This window comes from Planktothricoides sp. SR001, assembly GCF_001276715.1.
Taxonomy (GTDB): Bacteria; Cyanobacteriota; Cyanobacteriia; order Cyanobacteriales; family Laspinemataceae; genus Planktothricoides; species Planktothricoides raciborskii.
In genome coordinates this window covers 1-16,374 of sequence record NZ_LIUQ01000008.1, presented here as the reverse complement: position 1 = coordinate 16,374, position 16,374 = coordinate 1, and the positions used below count along the sequence as shown (strand labels likewise).

The window sequence follows — 16,374 nt, the reverse complement described above, 5'->3', positions numbered from 1 at the left end:
ATAAAATCAACCCCATTAGGTAGTCTCAGCACCAGCCCCCCTTAATTTAAAACTTCAAAGATTAGATATGGCAAAACAGCGCGTGCTCTCCGGAGTTCAACCGACCGGAAATTTACATCTGGGTAACTATTTAGGAGCAATTCGCAATTGGGTTGAACAACAAAGCCAGTATGACAATTTCTTCTGTGTGGTGGATTTACACGCCATCACCGTACCCCATAATCCAGCAACTCTGGCAGAAGATACTTACACCATTGCTGCCCTGTATTTGGCTTGTGGCATTGATTTGGAGTATTCCACCATTTTTGTCCAGTCCCATGTATCTGCCCATAGCGAACTGGCATGGCTACTGAACTGTATCACCCCACTCAACTGGCTGCAAGACATGATCCAGTTTAAAGAGAAAGCATTGCGTCAAGGGGAAAATGTCAGTGCTGGTTTATTGAATTACCCGGTACTTATGGCCGCAGATATTTTATTGTATCAAGCGGATCGGGTGCCGGTGGGAGAAGACCAAAAGCAACATTTAGAACTCACTCGTGATATTGCGGTGCGGGTGAATCACCAATTTGGCAAGAAAAAAGAGCCTGTGCTGAAACTACCAACCCCCCTGATCCAAAAAGAAGGGGCAAGGGTGATGAGTTTGACTGATGGCAGGAGTAAAATGTCTAAGTCCGATCCGTCGGAAATGAGTCGGATTAATGTGCTGGATTCTCCAGAGGCGATCGCGAAAAAAATCAAGCGCTGTAAAACGGACATGGTAAAAGGGTTGTGGTTTGACGATCCCGAACGTCCCGAATGCAATAACCTGCTGACGATTTATTCTCTGTTGAGCGGCAAAACTAAGGAAGAAGTGGCCGCCGAATGTCAGGATATGGGCTGGGGTCAATTTAAACCGTTGCTCACAGAAACGACCATTGCTGCCCTACAACCGATTCAAGAAAAATATCACGCGGTGATGGATGACCGGGGTTATCTAGAATCGGTGTTACGAGAAGGCAGAGAAAAGGCAAGCGCGATCGCCAATCAAACTCTCCACCAAGTAAAAACTGCTCTGGGTTATTCCCATCCCCTGTAACTCCATTTTCAGTGGGAAACTGAGAAGAAAAGATATTAAACTAAAATAGAAGCCGGTGAAGTTTCAAGGTGAAGTTTCAACTGGCTTCTATTTTAGTTTTTCCTGGAAAAATTGTAACCCTTAAAACCCTTAAATCTTAATTATTATGACTGCACAAACCCCTGCCAATCTGTCCCAATCAGAACCAGCCGTCTCTCGGTTTGCGGCGGCAATTAAAGCCGGTGAATTTTTAATCACCGCAGAAGTAATGCCCCCGAAAGGAGGCGATCCGAAAGATATGTTAGAAATGGCTCAAGGTCTAAAAAATCGGGTTCATGCGGTGAATATCACTGACGGCAGTCGGGCAGTGGTGCGGATGTCTCCGGTGGTCGCATCGGCAATTTTATGGCAAAATGGCATTGAACCGATTTGTCAAATTGCCTGTCGCGATCGCAACCGAATTGGCTTACAAGCAGACCTGATGGGCGCCCATGCCCTCGGAATTCGCAACATTCTAGCACTCACTGGCGACCCCGTAAACGCAGGGGATCATCCAGACGCCAAAAGTGTGTTTGATTTAGAATCCGTGCGCCTATTAAAGCTGATTAATTCCCTCAATCAAGGCTTTGACTGGAACTATAATCCTTTAACCAACGGTCCGACCAATTTATTTGCCGGTGCCGCCGTCGATCCCCAGAGTAAAAGTTGGTCTGGTTTACAAAGTCGCTTTGAGAAAAAAGTTGAAGCCGGGGCGCAATTTTTCCAAAGTCAATTAATTTGTGATTTTGACCGACTGGACAAATTTATGCTTGAAATTGCTGCCGGAAGCAATAAACCAATTTTAGCCGGAATCTTCCTGTTAAAATCCGCCAAAAATGCGGCATTTATTAATCGTTGTGTCCCCGGAGTGAACATTCCTGATTCTATGATTAGTCGGTTGGCGAATGCCAAAAATCAACTGCGCGAAGGGATGTTAATTGCCGCCGAACAAGTGAAAATGGCCAGCCAAATTTGTCACGGAGTGCATCTGATGGCGGTAAAACGGGAGGATTTAATTCCAGAAATTCTCGATTTGGCGGGAATTTCACCGCTGTAGTGATAATAAGGCAGTCTTTCTAGGTAAGATAAATCTTATTTGCCATTGCACTAATCCGCCGTGGCTGAAGACCTGATCTGTTATGTAACCTTTTAACCACAAGGAACAGAAAATGACTATTGCCACAGAGAATGCTGCAACCATTGCCATTGTTATGCTGGCTTTCGGCATATTGGCTTGGGGATATAATCGAGCGAAACCGTTTGGCAAACTGGGCATCTTAGCTTGGCTGCAATCCGTTGTGCTGATGGCTCCCTGGTTGCTATTCTTTGGTTTATTTGCGATCGGGATTTATCTAAACCTGGCGGGAATTTTATTTTTAATTGTTGCATCGGCAGGTTTATATATTTACCTGGGAAAACAATTACGGGCCGCAGGTCAAGATGAAATCTTGCAACAACGAGCCGCCAAATTGCTTGCGGAAAAGCAACAAGAAGAAGAGCAAATGCGAGAACAAAAAGCGGATAAGTTCTCTTCTTTGCCAGATTCAGCTTTGGCCGATTCAGCAAATGCCCGCACTCCAGAAATGATGCGAATGCCTCTGGAAGATTTAAAACAAATCCAGGGCATTTTTGGCATTGATACCTTTTTTGCCACGGAAACCATTCCTTATCAAGAAGGAGTGATTTTTAAAGGCAATTTACGGGGAGAACTGGAGGCATCATACCAACATTTATCGGCATCATTGCAGGAACGGATGGGCGATCGCTACCGACTATTTTTTATTGCTAACCCAGAAGAAAAGCCGGTAGTGATTATCTTACCCAAGTCCAGCGAACCACAACCGGCGACCATTGCCCAAAAAGTTCTCTCGGTTGTTCTATTCATAGCCACCATTGCCACCACCTTAGAAACTGGCGGTTTATTTTTCGGGTTCGACTTTTTTAATAACCCCAGTCGATTCACCGAAATATTGCCGATCGCATTAGGAATTTGGCTAATTTTACTCACCCATGAAATCGCCCACCAAGTGTTAGCCAAACGCCACAATGTGCGGTTATCTTGGCCGTTTTTCATTCCTACTTGGCAAATTGGCTCATTTGGTGCCTTCAACCGATTTGAGTCACTTTTACCCAACCGTCAGGTACTTTTTGATGTGGCATTTGCTGGCCCTGCGGCTGGTGGGCTGGTTTCTCTGGCGATGTTACTCATCGGTTTAATTCTCTCCCATGAAGGCAGTTTCTTTGAAATTCCTTCTGACTTTTTCCAAGGTTCAATATTAGTCGGCACCTTATCAAAAGTTGTCCTAGGAAATGCTTTACAACAGCCCGTTGTAGATGTTCATCCCCTGATGATTATGGGCTGGTTAGGCTTAGTGATTAACGCGATTAATTTAATGCCTGCGGGTCAGTTAGATGGGGGGCGAATTATGCAGGCAATTTATGGGCGAAAAATTGCGGGTCGGGCTACTTTGGCCACGATTTTGGTCTTGGGGCTTGCCTCATTTGTGAATCCTTTGGCGCTTTATTGGGCCGTGGTGATTCTAATTTTACAACGCAGTTTAGAACGTCCTTGTCTGAATGATTTGAAGGAAACCGATGATGCTCGCGCTGCATTAGGTTTGCTGGCGTTATTTCTGATGTTGGCCACCTTATTGCCTTTAACTCCCGGTTTAGCCGGTCGTCTGGGAATTGGTAGTTAAAAATTAGATGACTACCGAGAAACCGGGTTTCTTTCATGCTAAACCCGGTTTCTTTGGTTTATTTACTCGCCGTTCTTAAGTTAAACTGGTAATGTAAGAAATAAAGCGATCGTGAGGCGGCAATGGCTACACTTCAGATTGAAAATTTACCTGATGAACTATACTATCAAATTCAAGGTCTGGCCTCTGAAAAAAATTTTACTGTTAATGAGGCAGTCATTCATTTATTGCAGCAATCATTTCAGTCCGACAAGTTAATGGGCGATCGAGGAAAAGAGAGCCAACATATCTCAGAAATTTTACAAAATATTCGGAGTCGTCCCCGAGTTAACCCCAGGGATTTTGGACTCATGGATAGCACAGTTTTAATTCGCGAGGATCGCCAACGATGAGCAGTGTTATCAGATGCGTCATCGATGCAAATATTTGCATTAAACAATTCATTGCCGATCCATTGACGGCCAAAGTTAATCAACTTTTTGATCATCTTGAAAATCCATCGGTTGAGTTTTTTGTCCCCGATCTATTTTATATTGAGTGTGCCAATGTTCTTTGGAAATATGCCAGAGCTAAACTCTATACGGCTGAACAATTGCAGGCCGATTTAAGTGATTTGAAAGCTTTACCATTTAAAGTCATTTATACCAAGGATTTAATGACTAAAGCGGTTCAAATTGGTTTGGACTATGGGAGCACAGCTTATGATGGCTGCTATGTGGCACTTTCACAACAAGTTAAAGCACCGTTGCTAACATTGGATGAGCGGTTAGTAAATTCCTTAATCGGCAGTAGTTTTGATGTAAGACTATTTACCAATTTCACAGTGCCAAAGACTTAGAAACCGGGTTTCTTAATGCCATCTTTGTCACCCAACCAAGAAACCGGGTTTCTAACCCGGTTTCTTTGGTTTATTTCCTCGCCGTTCTTAAGTTAAACTGGTAATGTAAGAAATAAATTTATTCTGGGATTGCAATGGCTACACTTCAGATTGAAAATTTACCCAGCGACTTCAAAAGAAATCTATCTGAGTTATTATCTCGTGTAGAACTTGGAGAAGAAATTATTATTTTAAATCAAGGGGTGGCGATCGCCAAATTAGTTTCCGTTCGTCCCTCATCCAATCGGCGAGCCAGTTTAGGGCAAGATCGAGGGAAATTTATCGTCCCAGAGGACTTTAATGAACCTTTGCTACCAGAGATTTTGGCAGCATTTGAGGGAGACGAAGGATGAAAATTTTATTGGATACTCAGTGCTGGTTATGGTGGTTTGCCCAACCTGAAAGATTAAACGAGCAAGCAATCGCACTGATTGCCGATGACAGCAATGAATTGTGGTTTTCGGTTGCAAGTATCTGGGAAATAGCTATCAAAGTGGCCAATGGAAAATTGCCGCTACCAGAACCGATTAATACCTACATTAATAGCCGCATAGCGTTGTTAGATATGCGAATACTAGAAATTAAAGCAGGTCATGGGTTACGATCCGCAGCTTTACCATTACATCATAAAGATCCCTTCGATCGCATCTTAATTGCTCAATCTCACATGGAGGATATGACCCTTTTGAGTGCCGATATAATGTTCAGAAAATACAGTGATATTTCTCTTGTTTGGGCTGCCAGTTAGCCCAGTTACTCAGAAACCAAAGAAACCGGGTTTCTTTAGACCATCTCTGTCACCCAACCTTCATGCGGATAGCTTCAGAAACCGGGTTTCTTTAGACCATCTCTGTCACCCAACCTTTATGCTCGTAGAAACCCGGTTTCTTGATTGGTAGGGTGCGTGTTTGCGGCGACAAACTTGAGATTTTTACCGAGATTTATAAATCCGCCGTAACGCACCAATATTTATCAAAAAAGGTGCGTTACGTCGGGAATGGAGATAGTTAATTGGAGGCATAAATTTTGCCCCGACTAACGCACCCTACTACTTGCCTGCCAAAAAAAAGTTGCATTTCCGCAGTGGAAAATGCAACTCAAATAAATCGATCAATTGTTTATACTGCCTTGGGCTTATGCAGCCTGAAAAAATTAGGCTGATTTCGCCTAAACAGCAGAAACACTTTTTCTCTAGCATCCGCCAAGTCCACCAGGACCGGGGGGGAAGAGGGGGGGTACTTGTAGAATATTCTGACCCGCTGGTGGACGGAGTTGACTGGGGGAAAATGTACCACTAGAGGAAGGTAGCTGTTGAGCTAAATTTTGATTTTGATTGCACGCAGCCAGAGCAGTACCTATTGTTATGCATCCTCCCGCAACGGCCAGTCCGTCCTTAGCAGCGCCCAATTTTTTCTTCGTCTCTGGATTTTTTTCTTGATGATATGATGCATTAGCTGCCATGCTACCAGCTAGGCAGGAAATACCCAAAATGGTCAAACTAATAGGATCGAACATAAATTATTTAACCTTTTTTAAGTGTGAATCATTGATCTCAATATAAGCGATACTTGTTGAGAATGTCTACTGGGTATTTATCGGGACTTTTTCAGCCGATCGCCCACTCGAAAATCGGGAAATGTGGGGAAATGTTGGGAAATGTTGGGAAATGTTGGGTATAATACCACCAACCCTGACATCTACCGGAATCTATGAACCTTAAGGAAGTGGTAAAACTCGCAGACGATCTGGTGTTTGCTAGAACAGGTAAACATCTCAATGACTTACAAGAAACAATTCTGCGCGGAACATGGCAATATGAGGATTACAAGCAAATTGCCACAGAGGTTAACTTGTCGGAAGATCGGGTTAGAGAGGTAGGAATGGAATTATGGCAGACACTTTCAAAAGAATTAGGAGAAAAAGTCACTAAATCCAATTTTCGCTCGACAATGGAAAGGCTGCAAATCTCGATAGTTTCACATTTAGAACCGCATCACAATCAAATTAGTAACGTTAATATCTGTGGAGAAAGCAGACAACCACCAGATACACCCAACCAAAACTCACAAAATCAAGCAACATCTAACCCCCAACAAACCCCAACTTTCCATCACGATTTAAGTGAAATGCCCAAGTTAGGCAACTTCTACAATCGGACTGCTGAACTGGAACTACTCAAAAAGGAAATCCTCACAGAAAAAGCACAACTTTTAACCATTACTGGCATCATAGGGATAGGCAAAACCGCCCTGGGGATAAAACTTGTAGAAGAAATTAAACAGGAATTTGAATATGTGATTTGGCGTAGTCTGGAAACTTGCCCGACCGTCGCCCAATTGCAAAATAATTTAACCGAAATTTTTACAGAGGGGGATAATCAAACTTCACCGCTACCCCTGATGAACCTGATGAAATTTTTACAAAATCATCGCTGTTTAATTATTTTAGATGATATCCATTACCTGTTTATGCGGGGTGAATTGGCCGGTAACTATCAACCAAAATCTGAGGATTATCGCAGTTTCTTTAAACAAATTAAAGACCGATCGCATCAAAGTTGTTTTCTGCTAATTGGTTGGGAATACCCGCGAGAAATTGCTCAAATTAAACACCCAAATACCCCTAACCCCCGTCTTCACGGGGGCAGGCTTAATCTTGCAGGGTTAGACACTGCATCCGCTCACCAAATTATCGCCGAACAAGGATTAGAACCCGAAGCAAACGGCTCCCGATTCATCGATCATTATCAAGGCAACCCTTTATGGTTAAAAACTGTGGCGAATTTTATGGTTGAATTAGGCTTAACTGTGACTGATGTGTTACAAAATCAGCCTTTATTATTTCCCCAAGATTTGAAAGATATTTTACAGCAACCGTTGGCTTACCTATCGGAACCAGAAAAGCAACTTTTATCCCTATTAGCTAAAAAAGATGAGGCGATCGCCCTGGTCAAACTATTAGAAATTGCCCCGATGCTATCTTCCGATTTACTGGATATCCTACAATCTCTTTGCCGTCGTTATTGGGTGGAAAAAACCGATCATCTTTATCGGATGTCACCTGTATTGAGACAGTACCTAGGATGATCGCTTCTACCCAGAAACCGGATTTATTGCCTAAATCTCTGTCACCCAACCTAGAAACCGGGTTTCTTAAAGAAACCCGGTTTCTAGCCCGGTTTTTATATTTGACTATCTACTAATTAATTTGCCATAATTGCGCTCGTTTTTGCTCAAATACCCGATTGAGAGTTACATTTTTTTCGCTTTGCAAGTGATTTATTAAAGCATCAGAAGCCGCAAACACAAATACGGTCTGCTTCAGGGACTGCACCGCTAAATTTGACCAATCTCCCTCGGATACTAATTGCAGTGTTACCTCTGGATTCAACAGATAACTCAACGAAAGAATATTCGTTTCCGAAGTATCGCTAATCACCAGGGGATGACTCCCTTGATTAATCACCTCAGCTATTCTTGGATAATATTTAGTTTCTGCCAGATTTTTATTCCACCAAGACTCAGCCTGAGAACTCACACTATTAGAAATAACTCCAGCGGAAATCAGTAAAACTGCTACAAACTGCCAGACTCTTTGCTGCCAAACTTTGGTAAATTGAGTCAGTTTAACCGCAAACAGATAAGCCATTGATAATTCCAGGGCTAAAGCACACGGAATTAAATAGCGAGTTCTGACCGATCGCTGTCCTCCGGTGATTAAATCTGGCAGTCCCAAAGTTAACGCGGTGATGCCAAATAAGGTAAAAACAAACCACCAAACTCGTTTGGTTGTCTGGCGATAAATAAAATAGAAAGAATAAGCCCCTAATAAGACTAAGATAATATTAGCCGTTCCCAAGTCCGCATCGTGAAAAAACCGATTTACGCTGCGAAACCACTTGCCCATTAACTCTTCAACGGGGATTTCACGGCCTAATGCTGTGGTAATACTGTCGAAATAGTGGGAGTTATTTTTATATTGGATAAATACCCAAATCCAAGGGGCAACAACCAAAAGTGCCGCCGCAGAAGCTACCAAATAATCTCGGACTATTTTATTTAGTTTTATCCCTTCGATCCCTAGGAGATAAATCCCATGCCCCAGGGCAATTAAGGCAAAAAATAAATGAGTATAACAGCCCAAAACTAGGGTTATTCCATAAATTGCCCAACTGCCAATACTTTTTTGGCGCATTGCCCGCAATAAAGCAGCACTAGAGAGTAAAATTATCACAATCCAGAGACTATATTGCCTTGCTTCTTGAGCATAAAGCACGTGAATTGGGGATACGGCAATGAGTGCGATGGCGAAGCCTCCCGGTGAGGGAATCGCCCCCCAAGAAACTAACGGTGCTGCAAATAATTCTTGACATAGCCAATACATTGCTGGAAATCCCAATAAACTGATGAATGCAGGCAAACTCCGCATAGATGTTACGGAACCGCCAAACATTTGCGCCCAAAATCTGGCCATCAGATAATAGAGTGGTGGATGTTCCGCTTTATCCATTAAAACTTGTAGGGTATCCCCTAACGTTTTGCTCTGGTTGGGTGACTGATAACGTTCTCTTAACTGACCAACAGTGATGGGGTGACTATTGTAAACTTCTTGGACAAATTCTATTTTAGAATAGCCAGAAATTCTCAATGAGGTGGCGGCTTCATCTTGCCAATAGACTTTGCGATCTAGATTCACAAAGCGAAAAAATATCCCTAGGATTAAGACGATCGCCAAGAATAGCTTAAACCCCTGATGGGGCGATCGCTTTGGGAGTAACTCTGGTAGTAATTTATTTCCCATACCTGTTGACTTTTGCCCGTGTCCTTTGTGCTTGGATGAGTTTTAATTTAAATCAATCATCAATCAATACACCACAAAGACACAAAGAACACAAAGGAGACAAAAAACAGGTGGTTGTTAAATGCCCACGGGTTTTAACCGGGGGCGATCACTTTTTTGATTTTTTCACCCTTGTGTAAAGTTTTGTGAAATCACCTGGGGGGAATTTCTGGTAAAAATACTTATGAAATCCCGGAAAAATTCGCCCAGATTTTCGCCCAGATTGATTTCAAAATACTCCCCAGGGAGTGCGAAGAGAGTGCGATCGCTCTCTTGTTTTCCTCTATAACCGGCGATCCCCTCTAGGATAGAGAAGCCGCTGTAACCGTGAAACCGCAAGGATTTGAAAGCAGCATCTAGCAGCAATTTTAGTTGATTTTTTAGTCAATTTTTTAGCTATCGCCGGATAAATTGTAAACATTTGTATCATTTACTTGCACTGAGAAAAAGTTGTGATAGATTGATAACAGAAGCAAGAAAGCTTCCCTGGCAGATCAAACAGTTACGTTCACTTACTAAAAAAAGAGGTTCATTCTGTTTAATCAAACATCTGTCTCGTTTAACAACAATAGCACCCTGACCGAGGGCTGATACTTCCTAAAGTGATTAATCGGCAGCAAATTCATTCAAGATCCTTGATTGAAAATCTGCGAATAAATTATAGCAATTACAGGAAGTCACTCAGTTTTTATGGCCTGGGTGCTATTGTCTTTTAGGGTTATTTTCAGGTTTTTTTTAAAGAAAATCTTCAAGAGAATCAAGCAAACAAGTAAAATATAAAGTTTTGTATCATTTACTTGCATTAAGAAAAAGTTGTGATAGATTAATAACAGAAGCAAGAAAGCTTCCCTGGCAGATCAAACAGTTACGTTCACTTACTAAAAAAAGAGGTTCATTCTGTTTAATCAAACATCTGTCTCGTTTAACAACAATAGCACCCTGACCGAGGGCTGATACTTCCTAAAGTGATTAATCGGCAGCAAATTCATTCAAGTTTCTTGATTGAAAATCTGCGAATAAATTATAGCAATTACAGGAAGTCACTCAGTTGTTATGGCCTGGGTGCTCTTGTTTTGTGAGCAAAAATTAAACACCACAAATAATTACAGCGGTTTTCAGATTACTAAACCGCGAGCAGGCCTGTGCAATATTGTAGGGGCGAATGCGCTCGTCGCCCCTGCTGCCGGAATTCTTTGCCCCTACAACAATTTGTGGTTTACTCCACAGAAAAGCGCTGTAACGCGCAAATCCTTAAAGCACAAATAAAGCACAAATAAAGCACAAATAAAGCACAAATAAAGCACAAATAAAGCACAAATAATGAAAGCGCCGGCCAGTTTTTTAACACCTAACCCGCGCTCTTAACTTTTACGGTTGGTATGGGATAATTTAGGCTTGCAAGGCTGGGATTAGGTACTGAGTCAAGGTAAACGCATCAACACCGAGTTCAGTTCTTTCTTTAGCCGCTAAAATTCCCGCTTGTGCGTGCCACCAGACAGCAGTTTGAACTTGAGCGATTAGATTTTCCGGGTTGACTTGAGCGATCAGTCCGCCCATTAATCCGGTGAGGACATCACCACTGCCTCCTCTGGCAAGGGCTGGGGTACTGTCGGGGTTGATGTAGATGTTGCCATCCGGTTCCGCGATCGCCACTCTAGCGCCTTTCAACACCACGATCGCGCCACTCTGTTGGGCGGCGCTTTGGCCGGCGGCAATTCGATTGGATAAATCCATGATTAAATCAGGAAATAGACGCAGGAACTCGCCAGGATGAGGGGTCAAAATTGTCGGCGCCGATCGTTGGGGTAAGATTTGCCGAGGATCGATCTGGGCAAGAATATTTAACGCATCCGCATCGAGCAGCAAAGGCCGATCGCTGTCTAATATCTGTTTGACCAATAGCATGGGCTGCATGGTTAATCCCGGCCCACAGGCGATCGCCTGATAAGCACTGAAGTCTATCTCTGGGGGCAAATGGGCGATCGCGCCACTCTCGGTTTCGGGACAATCAATCACCAACGCTTCTGGCAGATGACGATTTAACAGCAGCTTGAGGGATTGGGGCACCACCATCGAAAGCATCCCCACCCCACTACCGCGAGCCCCCAGACCGGCCAAAATCGCTGCCCCCGTGTACTGCCGCGAACCACAAATTAACAACAAATGACCCAGCTTATACTTATGAACTGCTGGCGGACGGGGTAGGGGTAAACCGGATTTTGCTTGCTCGGTGACGATCCGGTGGACTTTTGAGAAATTGCCCAACACCGCTTCAATATCAGCCAAAGGCAAATCAAAATCAACTAACTCCACCTGACCGAGATACTCTAAGGCTTGGTCTTGGAGAAAAGCGAGTTTCCATAAACCTAGGCAAAAAGTGTGGGTAGCAGAAATGGCGGTGCCTAACACTGCCCCAGTATCCGTATGTAACCCGGAGGGAATATCAATACTGAGAATCGGTTTGCCCCAGGTATTCACAAGGGCGATCGCTGTGGCTACGGGGTCTTTAATTGCCCGTTCCAAACCAAACCCAAACAAGCCATCCACAAATAAAGCACAATTTTGGAGAAAGTCAATTTCTTGATAAATAGGTATGCCCAAACTCGCCGCATAATTTGCATGATGCTGGGTTAACTCCTTCAGCTTGGTAAACGGGCAATAAATGATGACTTCATAGCCCCGAAAATGTAACTCCCGTGCCACCACCAGGGCATCTCCGCCATTATGTCCCGGCCCGACTAATACCCCAACGGATAAAGTGTTGGCGGACTTAGGCAGGGGGTAAAGGGCTTGAATCCGACGAGCGACTAAGGTTGCCACTTTTTCCATTAATGCGGCCACGGGCATTCCCGCATCAAATACCCGGTTTTCAATCGCCCGCATCTGTTCGGCAGTGACGATAAATTGTTCAATTTCTGGTCGATTCATAATTTTTTGCTGATGGTTGATGGTTGATGGTTGATGGTTGTTAGTTATTGGTTGTTAGTTGTTGGTTGATGGTTGATGGTTGATGAACAAACAACAAACAACCAACAACCAACAACAAACCACCAATAACAAGTTAATTTTGAAAATGAATTCGGGCATCAAGGCCAAACTTTTGTAAATAACCACTTTCTTGTTCGGCGGTGGTGCGATCGCGAAAAGGCCCGATCGCAATATGAGGGCCAAACGGTTCTTCTCTGGTGAAAATTTCTGCACCAGAAATTCCCGCATCCACGGCGGTTTGGATCATCCTGGGTAAATCTTGGCGGTTGCCCGGAACGATCAGAAAGTACGCTCTGGCTAGTTGGCTGCCCCCACCGGGAGGGGGTGCCGGAAGGATGGAGAGTGAAGTCCCAATCGGGGGCATAGCCTGAGAATTATTCACCGGAGGAAGATTATAGCCAGAAGCTAGGGGAGGGTTACTCCAAGCTGGGGTGACATTGGTTGCCGGTTGCGGTTGCTCAATGGAGGCGATCGCGGCTCGAATGCCGCCTAATTCTAATTCTCTGGCCAATCGTTGAGCATTATTGCGATTAGCAAAAACCCCGATCTGAATCACCGTTCGTCCTTTGTACTGACTCAAAAATGCCTCTGGTTCATATAACCGGACTTGGGCAAGGGTCCGGGGATTTTGTCCGGGAATATAGACCAAATAGCGTTTACTGTCCAAATTCCGCGAATTATCCCGAAAATCTGGGTTAGTAAAATTCGGATTAACTTGAAAACTCCGGTCTTGTGGCAAAACCACCGATGGCAAAGCATAAGGATCGGGAGGCATTCCTTGATTGCCAAAAGGCAACGGGGGTAAAGGTTCCCCTTGAGCAATTTTTCCCCCTGCGGTTGAGAGTTGAAGGGCGATCGCCCCAATTAGCAGATAAATTTTTTTCATGTTCATATCCAGTATTTCTCTATTTTTAGTTCTTAGTGGTTATTTGTTGTTGGTTGTTTGTTATTTGTTATTCCTTATTAGGTAGGATATCTATTAGAGTTTCTTGCAAGTCTTAATATATATAGGTTATAGGCTGTTTTTAGCCCCTTTAACGCCACCTTCATAGCCACCTGGAGTATTATCAGAGTCAGATCCACTGTTCTCTAATAAATATATATGATTCCCAAAATCACCCCTAAGCCCAAAAAATCTGGGTCAATATTTATCCGATTTAGACTGACTCAAAACGGTAAGCAGAAAAATTATGAAATGACTTTGCCACTTAAATGGGATGATTGACGGGACCGCCGTAAGGCTGAAAAAATTGCAGATATCATTAAACAAGATATCAAACATGATTTTGTAGGATTACAACCACCGGCATTTGACCCAACACTGCAAAAGTATCGCCCTGGATTAAAAATTGCGGTGGCGCCAAAAATCCCATCATTGCTAGATGTTTGGATTAAGTTTGTTGATTTCAAAACTCAGCAAGGGAAAGTCGAAGAAACAACATTGACAAAAGCTTATCCCCTTGTCACAAAAATCCTTACAAAAGTTGACCCAGAGTTACTTAAGCCTAGTAACTATAAACAACTTTTGAGTTTTTTAACCAAACGTTACAAACCAAGCACCTTGGTTTCTTACTACACAAAGATATCTGCTTGCGCTAATTGGGCCTTAAAACAAGACATCTGGGAAAAAAATCCTTATAGCCGTGATTTAGCCATTTTAAAGAGTCAGTGTGAAAATCCTGATAAATCTGGTAAGGCTTATTCTGACTCTGAAGCTACTGTAATTCTCAACGCGATCGCCACTGACCGATTTACCCCACCCCGTGCCTGGACCAAACATTCTTACTATGCTCAGTTTTTACAATTCATGTTTCTGACCGGGGTCCGACCGCAATTAGCGATCGCTCTGGAGTGGGAACAAATTGTGTGGGAACGGGACCGGCCTATCAAGATTTACTTTGACCGTGCCTACACATCTGGGATTCTTAAACCGAGTAAGGGCGATCGCAATGGCAAAAACACCCCACGGGTTTTTCCGGTTAACTCTGAACTCGCAGATTTAATCATGGCAATTCCCAAAAAAGAGACGATTCACCGTGAACCAAGAATTTCCCGTCATTTAAAGACTATCGATCGCCCTCATTGCCCCGATCTGGTTTTTCCGTCACCCCGTCGTTGGTATATTGCCATTGACCACTTTACTAATCGGATATTTAAGCCGGTCGTTGAGTCACTGGTAAAACTGGGAGAAGTCAGCGAATACCTTCCGACATACCATTCCCGTCACACTACCCAGAATCGTTGGCTAGAGTCTGGGATGTCGGAAGAAGCGATCGCCGCGTTACTCGATACATCACCGACAAGGATCCGCAAGCATTACCGAGATGACCGTCTTGATTACGAAAATTTAGCCCAAAATATCACCTTGCCAGAATTAGGGGATTAAGTTTTTGCGGTGAGTTAAGTCTAGCGAGGTTGAGCAGGGGATTAATCCCCTGCCAGAGATACACGCAATTTGCGGGCAAAATTACAGAGTTGTAATGGCACTAGGTGGCTAGATATGTGCTATGCTGTATGTGCGGAAAACATTGTATTCATTTTCTTTTAGCTTTTAGTTTAACTCTCAAAAAAACTCTGGTAGTAGGTTGACCGGCCATACCAGAGTTTTTTAGTGAGAAAAGTTGTAATGGCACTAAGTGGACTTGACGTGGCTACTTAGTGCCATTTTGGGTTATTTTGGGTTATTTTGGGTCACGATTTTGAGGAAAAAACCCGTTTTTTAGGGTTGACTAGGGCTATTTTGGGCTATTTGTGGCTTAACGTGGCTACTTAGTGCCACTTAGTGCCACTAAGTGCCATGTCAAGCCATGTTCAGAGAAATTTTTATCATCAATGCACTATGCGGATTCATTCCGGGTTATTCCGGTTACCGTAACCAGTCACACCGCCACCGCCACACGGGGTGACAAGCCTTACATCACCCCGTGGCTATACAAAGCTTGAAACCAGTGCAGCGTCTAAGTTTTAAGCTTATTGAAAATATTGTTAAAAAGCTTGTGATGCTTGCCAGATAAGGTTTTTGGCTCCCAGCATGACACACGGGGTCACAGCAAAGTTACAAACACACTAGGGATGGGCAGAAGGATTAGTTAAAACACTAGAGATGGGCATAATGACATTTTTCCCACATCACACGAGGTAACGCGGCCCCGCTACACGGGCTGCCAGCGGCCTCGGTTCCCAACAAAAAACCTACCCGGTTAGGGGTAGGTAATTGGTCAGCGATCGAGCGTTGCGGTTATACCGCGTCATTGTCTGGGGTCCACTGAAGTAACTCACCGGGTTGACATTCGAGGGCCGTACATATTTTTTGCAAGGTTTTCATTCTGATATGACTAGGCAGGTTGTTTTTTAAGTTGCTGATGGTAGCACGGTGCAACCCAGTTATTGCAGCCAAATCGTTAACCCCCATGTCTTTTTCAGCCATGACAACCGCTAGTCGCCATTTCATCGGCATATTAAGCAAGGTTCTTGACATATTCAGTGTAGCATTTAAATTCATTATCTATACACTGTAGCAGTTTTAACGATTTTTTTTAATATTTGTATTGACTTATGTCGCCATTTCGACTACTCTATTAATAGGGTTATTTTAGTTTTGACCCTAAAAACGTTAAAACCCGCGTCAACGCTAGTTCTTGGCAGAATCGCTGACACGGGTTATTCAAACACCTTAAAACAAGGGTTCTTTTATGAGAATAGCACAAAACCACGGGGGGCACGCGGTATGAAAAGACTGTATGTGACCCTCACGATCCGTCAGTTAAAGGCTAAGGTGTCCCGTCTCAGTCGGACTGCCTTCAAAGTCACTCGCAACTTTTTCCAGTCCAGACTAGGTATCGTCAAGCGGGACTGGTCACGGTTGACTAAGGCTG

General features: G+C 43.5%; 14 protein-coding genes. 9 read left to right on the top strand and 5 right to left on the bottom strand.

The genetic code is table 11. The features are described from left to right. Positions 1–67: 67 nt before the first annotated feature. From trpS to AM228_RS06820, 7 genes are all read left to right on the top strand, one after another. The gene (gene trpS / locus AM228_RS06850) at positions 68–1,078 is read left to right on the top strand and encodes a tryptophan--tRNA ligase (RefSeq protein ID WP_054465391.1); all 1,011 of its coding nucleotides are present in this window, start codon (positions 68–70) and stop codon (positions 1,076–1,078) included. A 145-nt stretch (positions 1,079–1,223) separates the two neighbouring features. Then, the gene (locus AM228_RS06845; RefSeq protein ID WP_054465390.1) at positions 1,224–2,153 is read left to right on the top strand and encodes a methylenetetrahydrofolate reductase; all 930 of its coding nucleotides are present in this window, start codon (positions 1,224–1,226) and stop codon (positions 2,151–2,153) included. 112 nt (positions 2,154–2,265) lie between these two features. Then, positions 2,266–3,795, top strand: a complete 1,530-nt coding sequence (locus AM228_RS06840) for a site-2 protease family protein (protein ID WP_054465389.1) — start codon at positions 2,266–2,268, stop codon at positions 3,793–3,795. Positions 3,796–3,917: 122 nt separating this feature from the next. Next, positions 3,918–4,187, top strand: coding sequence for a hypothetical protein (locus AM228_RS06835; RefSeq protein WP_054465388.1), 270 nt, complete (start codon positions 3,918–3,920; stop codon positions 4,185–4,187). Next, a complete protein-coding gene (locus AM228_RS06830) occupies positions 4,184–4,633 on the top strand; it encodes a type II toxin-antitoxin system VapC family toxin (RefSeq protein ID WP_054465387.1) in 450 nt (149 codons plus the stop codon). The genes AM228_RS06835 and AM228_RS06830 overlap by 4 nt, the downstream gene beginning before the upstream one ends. Before the next feature lie 134 nt (positions 4,634–4,767). Further along, positions 4,768–5,025: a type II toxin-antitoxin system Phd/YefM family antitoxin gene (locus AM228_RS06825; protein WP_054465386.1), complete on the top strand. Its 258-nt coding sequence runs from the start codon at positions 4,768–4,770 to the stop codon at positions 5,023–5,025. Further along, a complete protein-coding gene (locus tag AM228_RS06820; protein WP_054465384.1) occupies positions 5,022–5,420 on the top strand; it encodes a type II toxin-antitoxin system VapC family toxin in 399 nt (132 codons plus the stop codon). Before AM228_RS06825 ends, AM228_RS06820 begins: the two co-directional genes overlap by 4 nt. Positions 5,421–5,863: 443 nt before the next feature. Here the strand turns inward: AM228_RS06820 and AM228_RS06815 are convergent, their stop codons facing one another. After that, the gene (locus AM228_RS06815; RefSeq protein ID WP_054465382.1) at positions 5,864–6,187 is read right to left on the bottom strand and encodes a hypothetical protein; all 324 of its coding nucleotides are present in this window, start codon (positions 6,185–6,187) and stop codon (positions 5,864–5,866) included. 194 nt (positions 6,188–6,381) lie between these two features. Here AM228_RS06815 and AM228_RS06810 point away from each other — a divergent pair, with 194 nt between their 5' ends. After that, positions 6,382–7,758: an NB-ARC domain-containing protein gene (locus AM228_RS06810; protein WP_054465380.1), complete on the top strand. Its 1,377-nt coding sequence runs from the start codon at positions 6,382–6,384 to the stop codon at positions 7,756–7,758. Positions 7,759–7,870: 112 nt separating this feature from the next. Here AM228_RS06810 and AM228_RS06805 read toward each other — a convergent pair whose 3' ends face one another. The 3 genes from AM228_RS06805 to AM228_RS06785 all read right to left on the bottom strand — a co-directional run bounded on the left by AM228_RS06805 (position 7,871) and on the right by AM228_RS06785 (position 13,391). Beyond that, positions 7,871–9,472: a glycosyltransferase family 39 protein gene (locus AM228_RS06805; RefSeq protein WP_054465378.1), complete on the bottom strand. Its 1,602-nt coding sequence runs from the start codon at positions 9,470–9,472 to the stop codon at positions 7,871–7,873. 1,428 nt (positions 9,473–10,900) lie between these two features. Next, the gene (locus AM228_RS06790; protein WP_054465372.1) at positions 10,901–12,439 is read right to left on the bottom strand and encodes a bifunctional ADP-dependent NAD(P)H-hydrate dehydratase/NAD(P)H-hydrate epimerase; all 1,539 of its coding nucleotides are present in this window, start codon (positions 12,437–12,439) and stop codon (positions 10,901–10,903) included. Positions 12,440–12,572: 133 nt separating this feature from the next. Then, entirely contained in the window at positions 12,573–13,391 is an 819-nt protein-coding gene (locus AM228_RS06785; RefSeq protein ID WP_156331592.1) for an SPOR domain-containing protein, read from the bottom strand. A gap of 462 nt (positions 13,392–13,853) precedes the next feature. On the opposite strand from AM228_RS06785, the gene AM228_RS06780 reads away from it, so the two are divergent. Next, positions 13,854–14,885, top strand: coding sequence for a site-specific integrase (locus AM228_RS06780; RefSeq protein WP_156331591.1), 1,032 nt, complete (start codon positions 13,854–13,856; stop codon positions 14,883–14,885). An 852-nt stretch (positions 14,886–15,737) separates the two neighbouring features. Here the strand turns inward: AM228_RS06780 and AM228_RS06775 are convergent. Beyond that, positions 15,738–15,977, bottom strand: coding sequence for a helix-turn-helix transcriptional regulator (locus tag AM228_RS06775; RefSeq protein ID WP_054465493.1), 240 nt, complete (start codon positions 15,975–15,977; stop codon positions 15,738–15,740). Positions 15,978–16,374 lie beyond the last annotated feature (397 nt).

Coding starts and splice junctions, on each gene's coding strand:
- trpS (WP_054465391.1), top strand. CDS start 68: ATGGCAAAACAGCGCGTGCTCTCCGGAGTTCAACCGACCGGAAATTTA.
- AM228_RS06845 (WP_054465390.1), top strand. CDS start 1,224: ATGACTGCACAAACCCCTGCCAATCTGTCCCAATCAGAACCAGCCGTC.
- AM228_RS06840 (WP_054465389.1), top strand. CDS start 2,266: ATGACTATTGCCACAGAGAATGCTGCAACCATTGCCATTGTTATGCTG.
- AM228_RS06835 (WP_054465388.1), top strand. CDS start 3,918: ATGGCTACACTTCAGATTGAAAATTTACCTGATGAACTATACTATCAA.
- AM228_RS06830 (WP_054465387.1), top strand. CDS start 4,184: ATGAGCAGTGTTATCAGATGCGTCATCGATGCAAATATTTGCATTAAA.
- AM228_RS06825 (WP_054465386.1), top strand. CDS start 4,768: ATGGCTACACTTCAGATTGAAAATTTACCCAGCGACTTCAAAAGAAAT.
- AM228_RS06820 (WP_054465384.1), top strand. CDS start 5,022: ATGAAAATTTTATTGGATACTCAGTGCTGGTTATGGTGGTTTGCCCAA.
- AM228_RS06815 (WP_054465382.1), bottom strand. CDS start 6,187: ATGTTCGATCCTATTAGTTTGACCATTTTGGGTATTTCCTGCCTAGCT.
- AM228_RS06810 (WP_054465380.1), top strand. CDS start 6,382: ATGAACCTTAAGGAAGTGGTAAAACTCGCAGACGATCTGGTGTTTGCT.
- AM228_RS06805 (WP_054465378.1), bottom strand. CDS start 9,472: ATGGGAAATAAATTACTACCAGAGTTACTCCCAAAGCGATCGCCCCAT.
- AM228_RS06790 (WP_054465372.1), bottom strand. CDS start 12,439: ATGAATCGACCAGAAATTGAACAATTTATCGTCACTGCCGAACAGATG.
- AM228_RS06785 (WP_156331592.1), bottom strand. CDS start 13,391: ATGAACATGAAAAAAATTTATCTGCTAATTGGGGCGATCGCCCTTCAA.
- AM228_RS06775 (WP_054465493.1), bottom strand. CDS start 15,977: ATGTCAAGAACCTTGCTTAATATGCCGATGAAATGGCGACTAGCGGTT.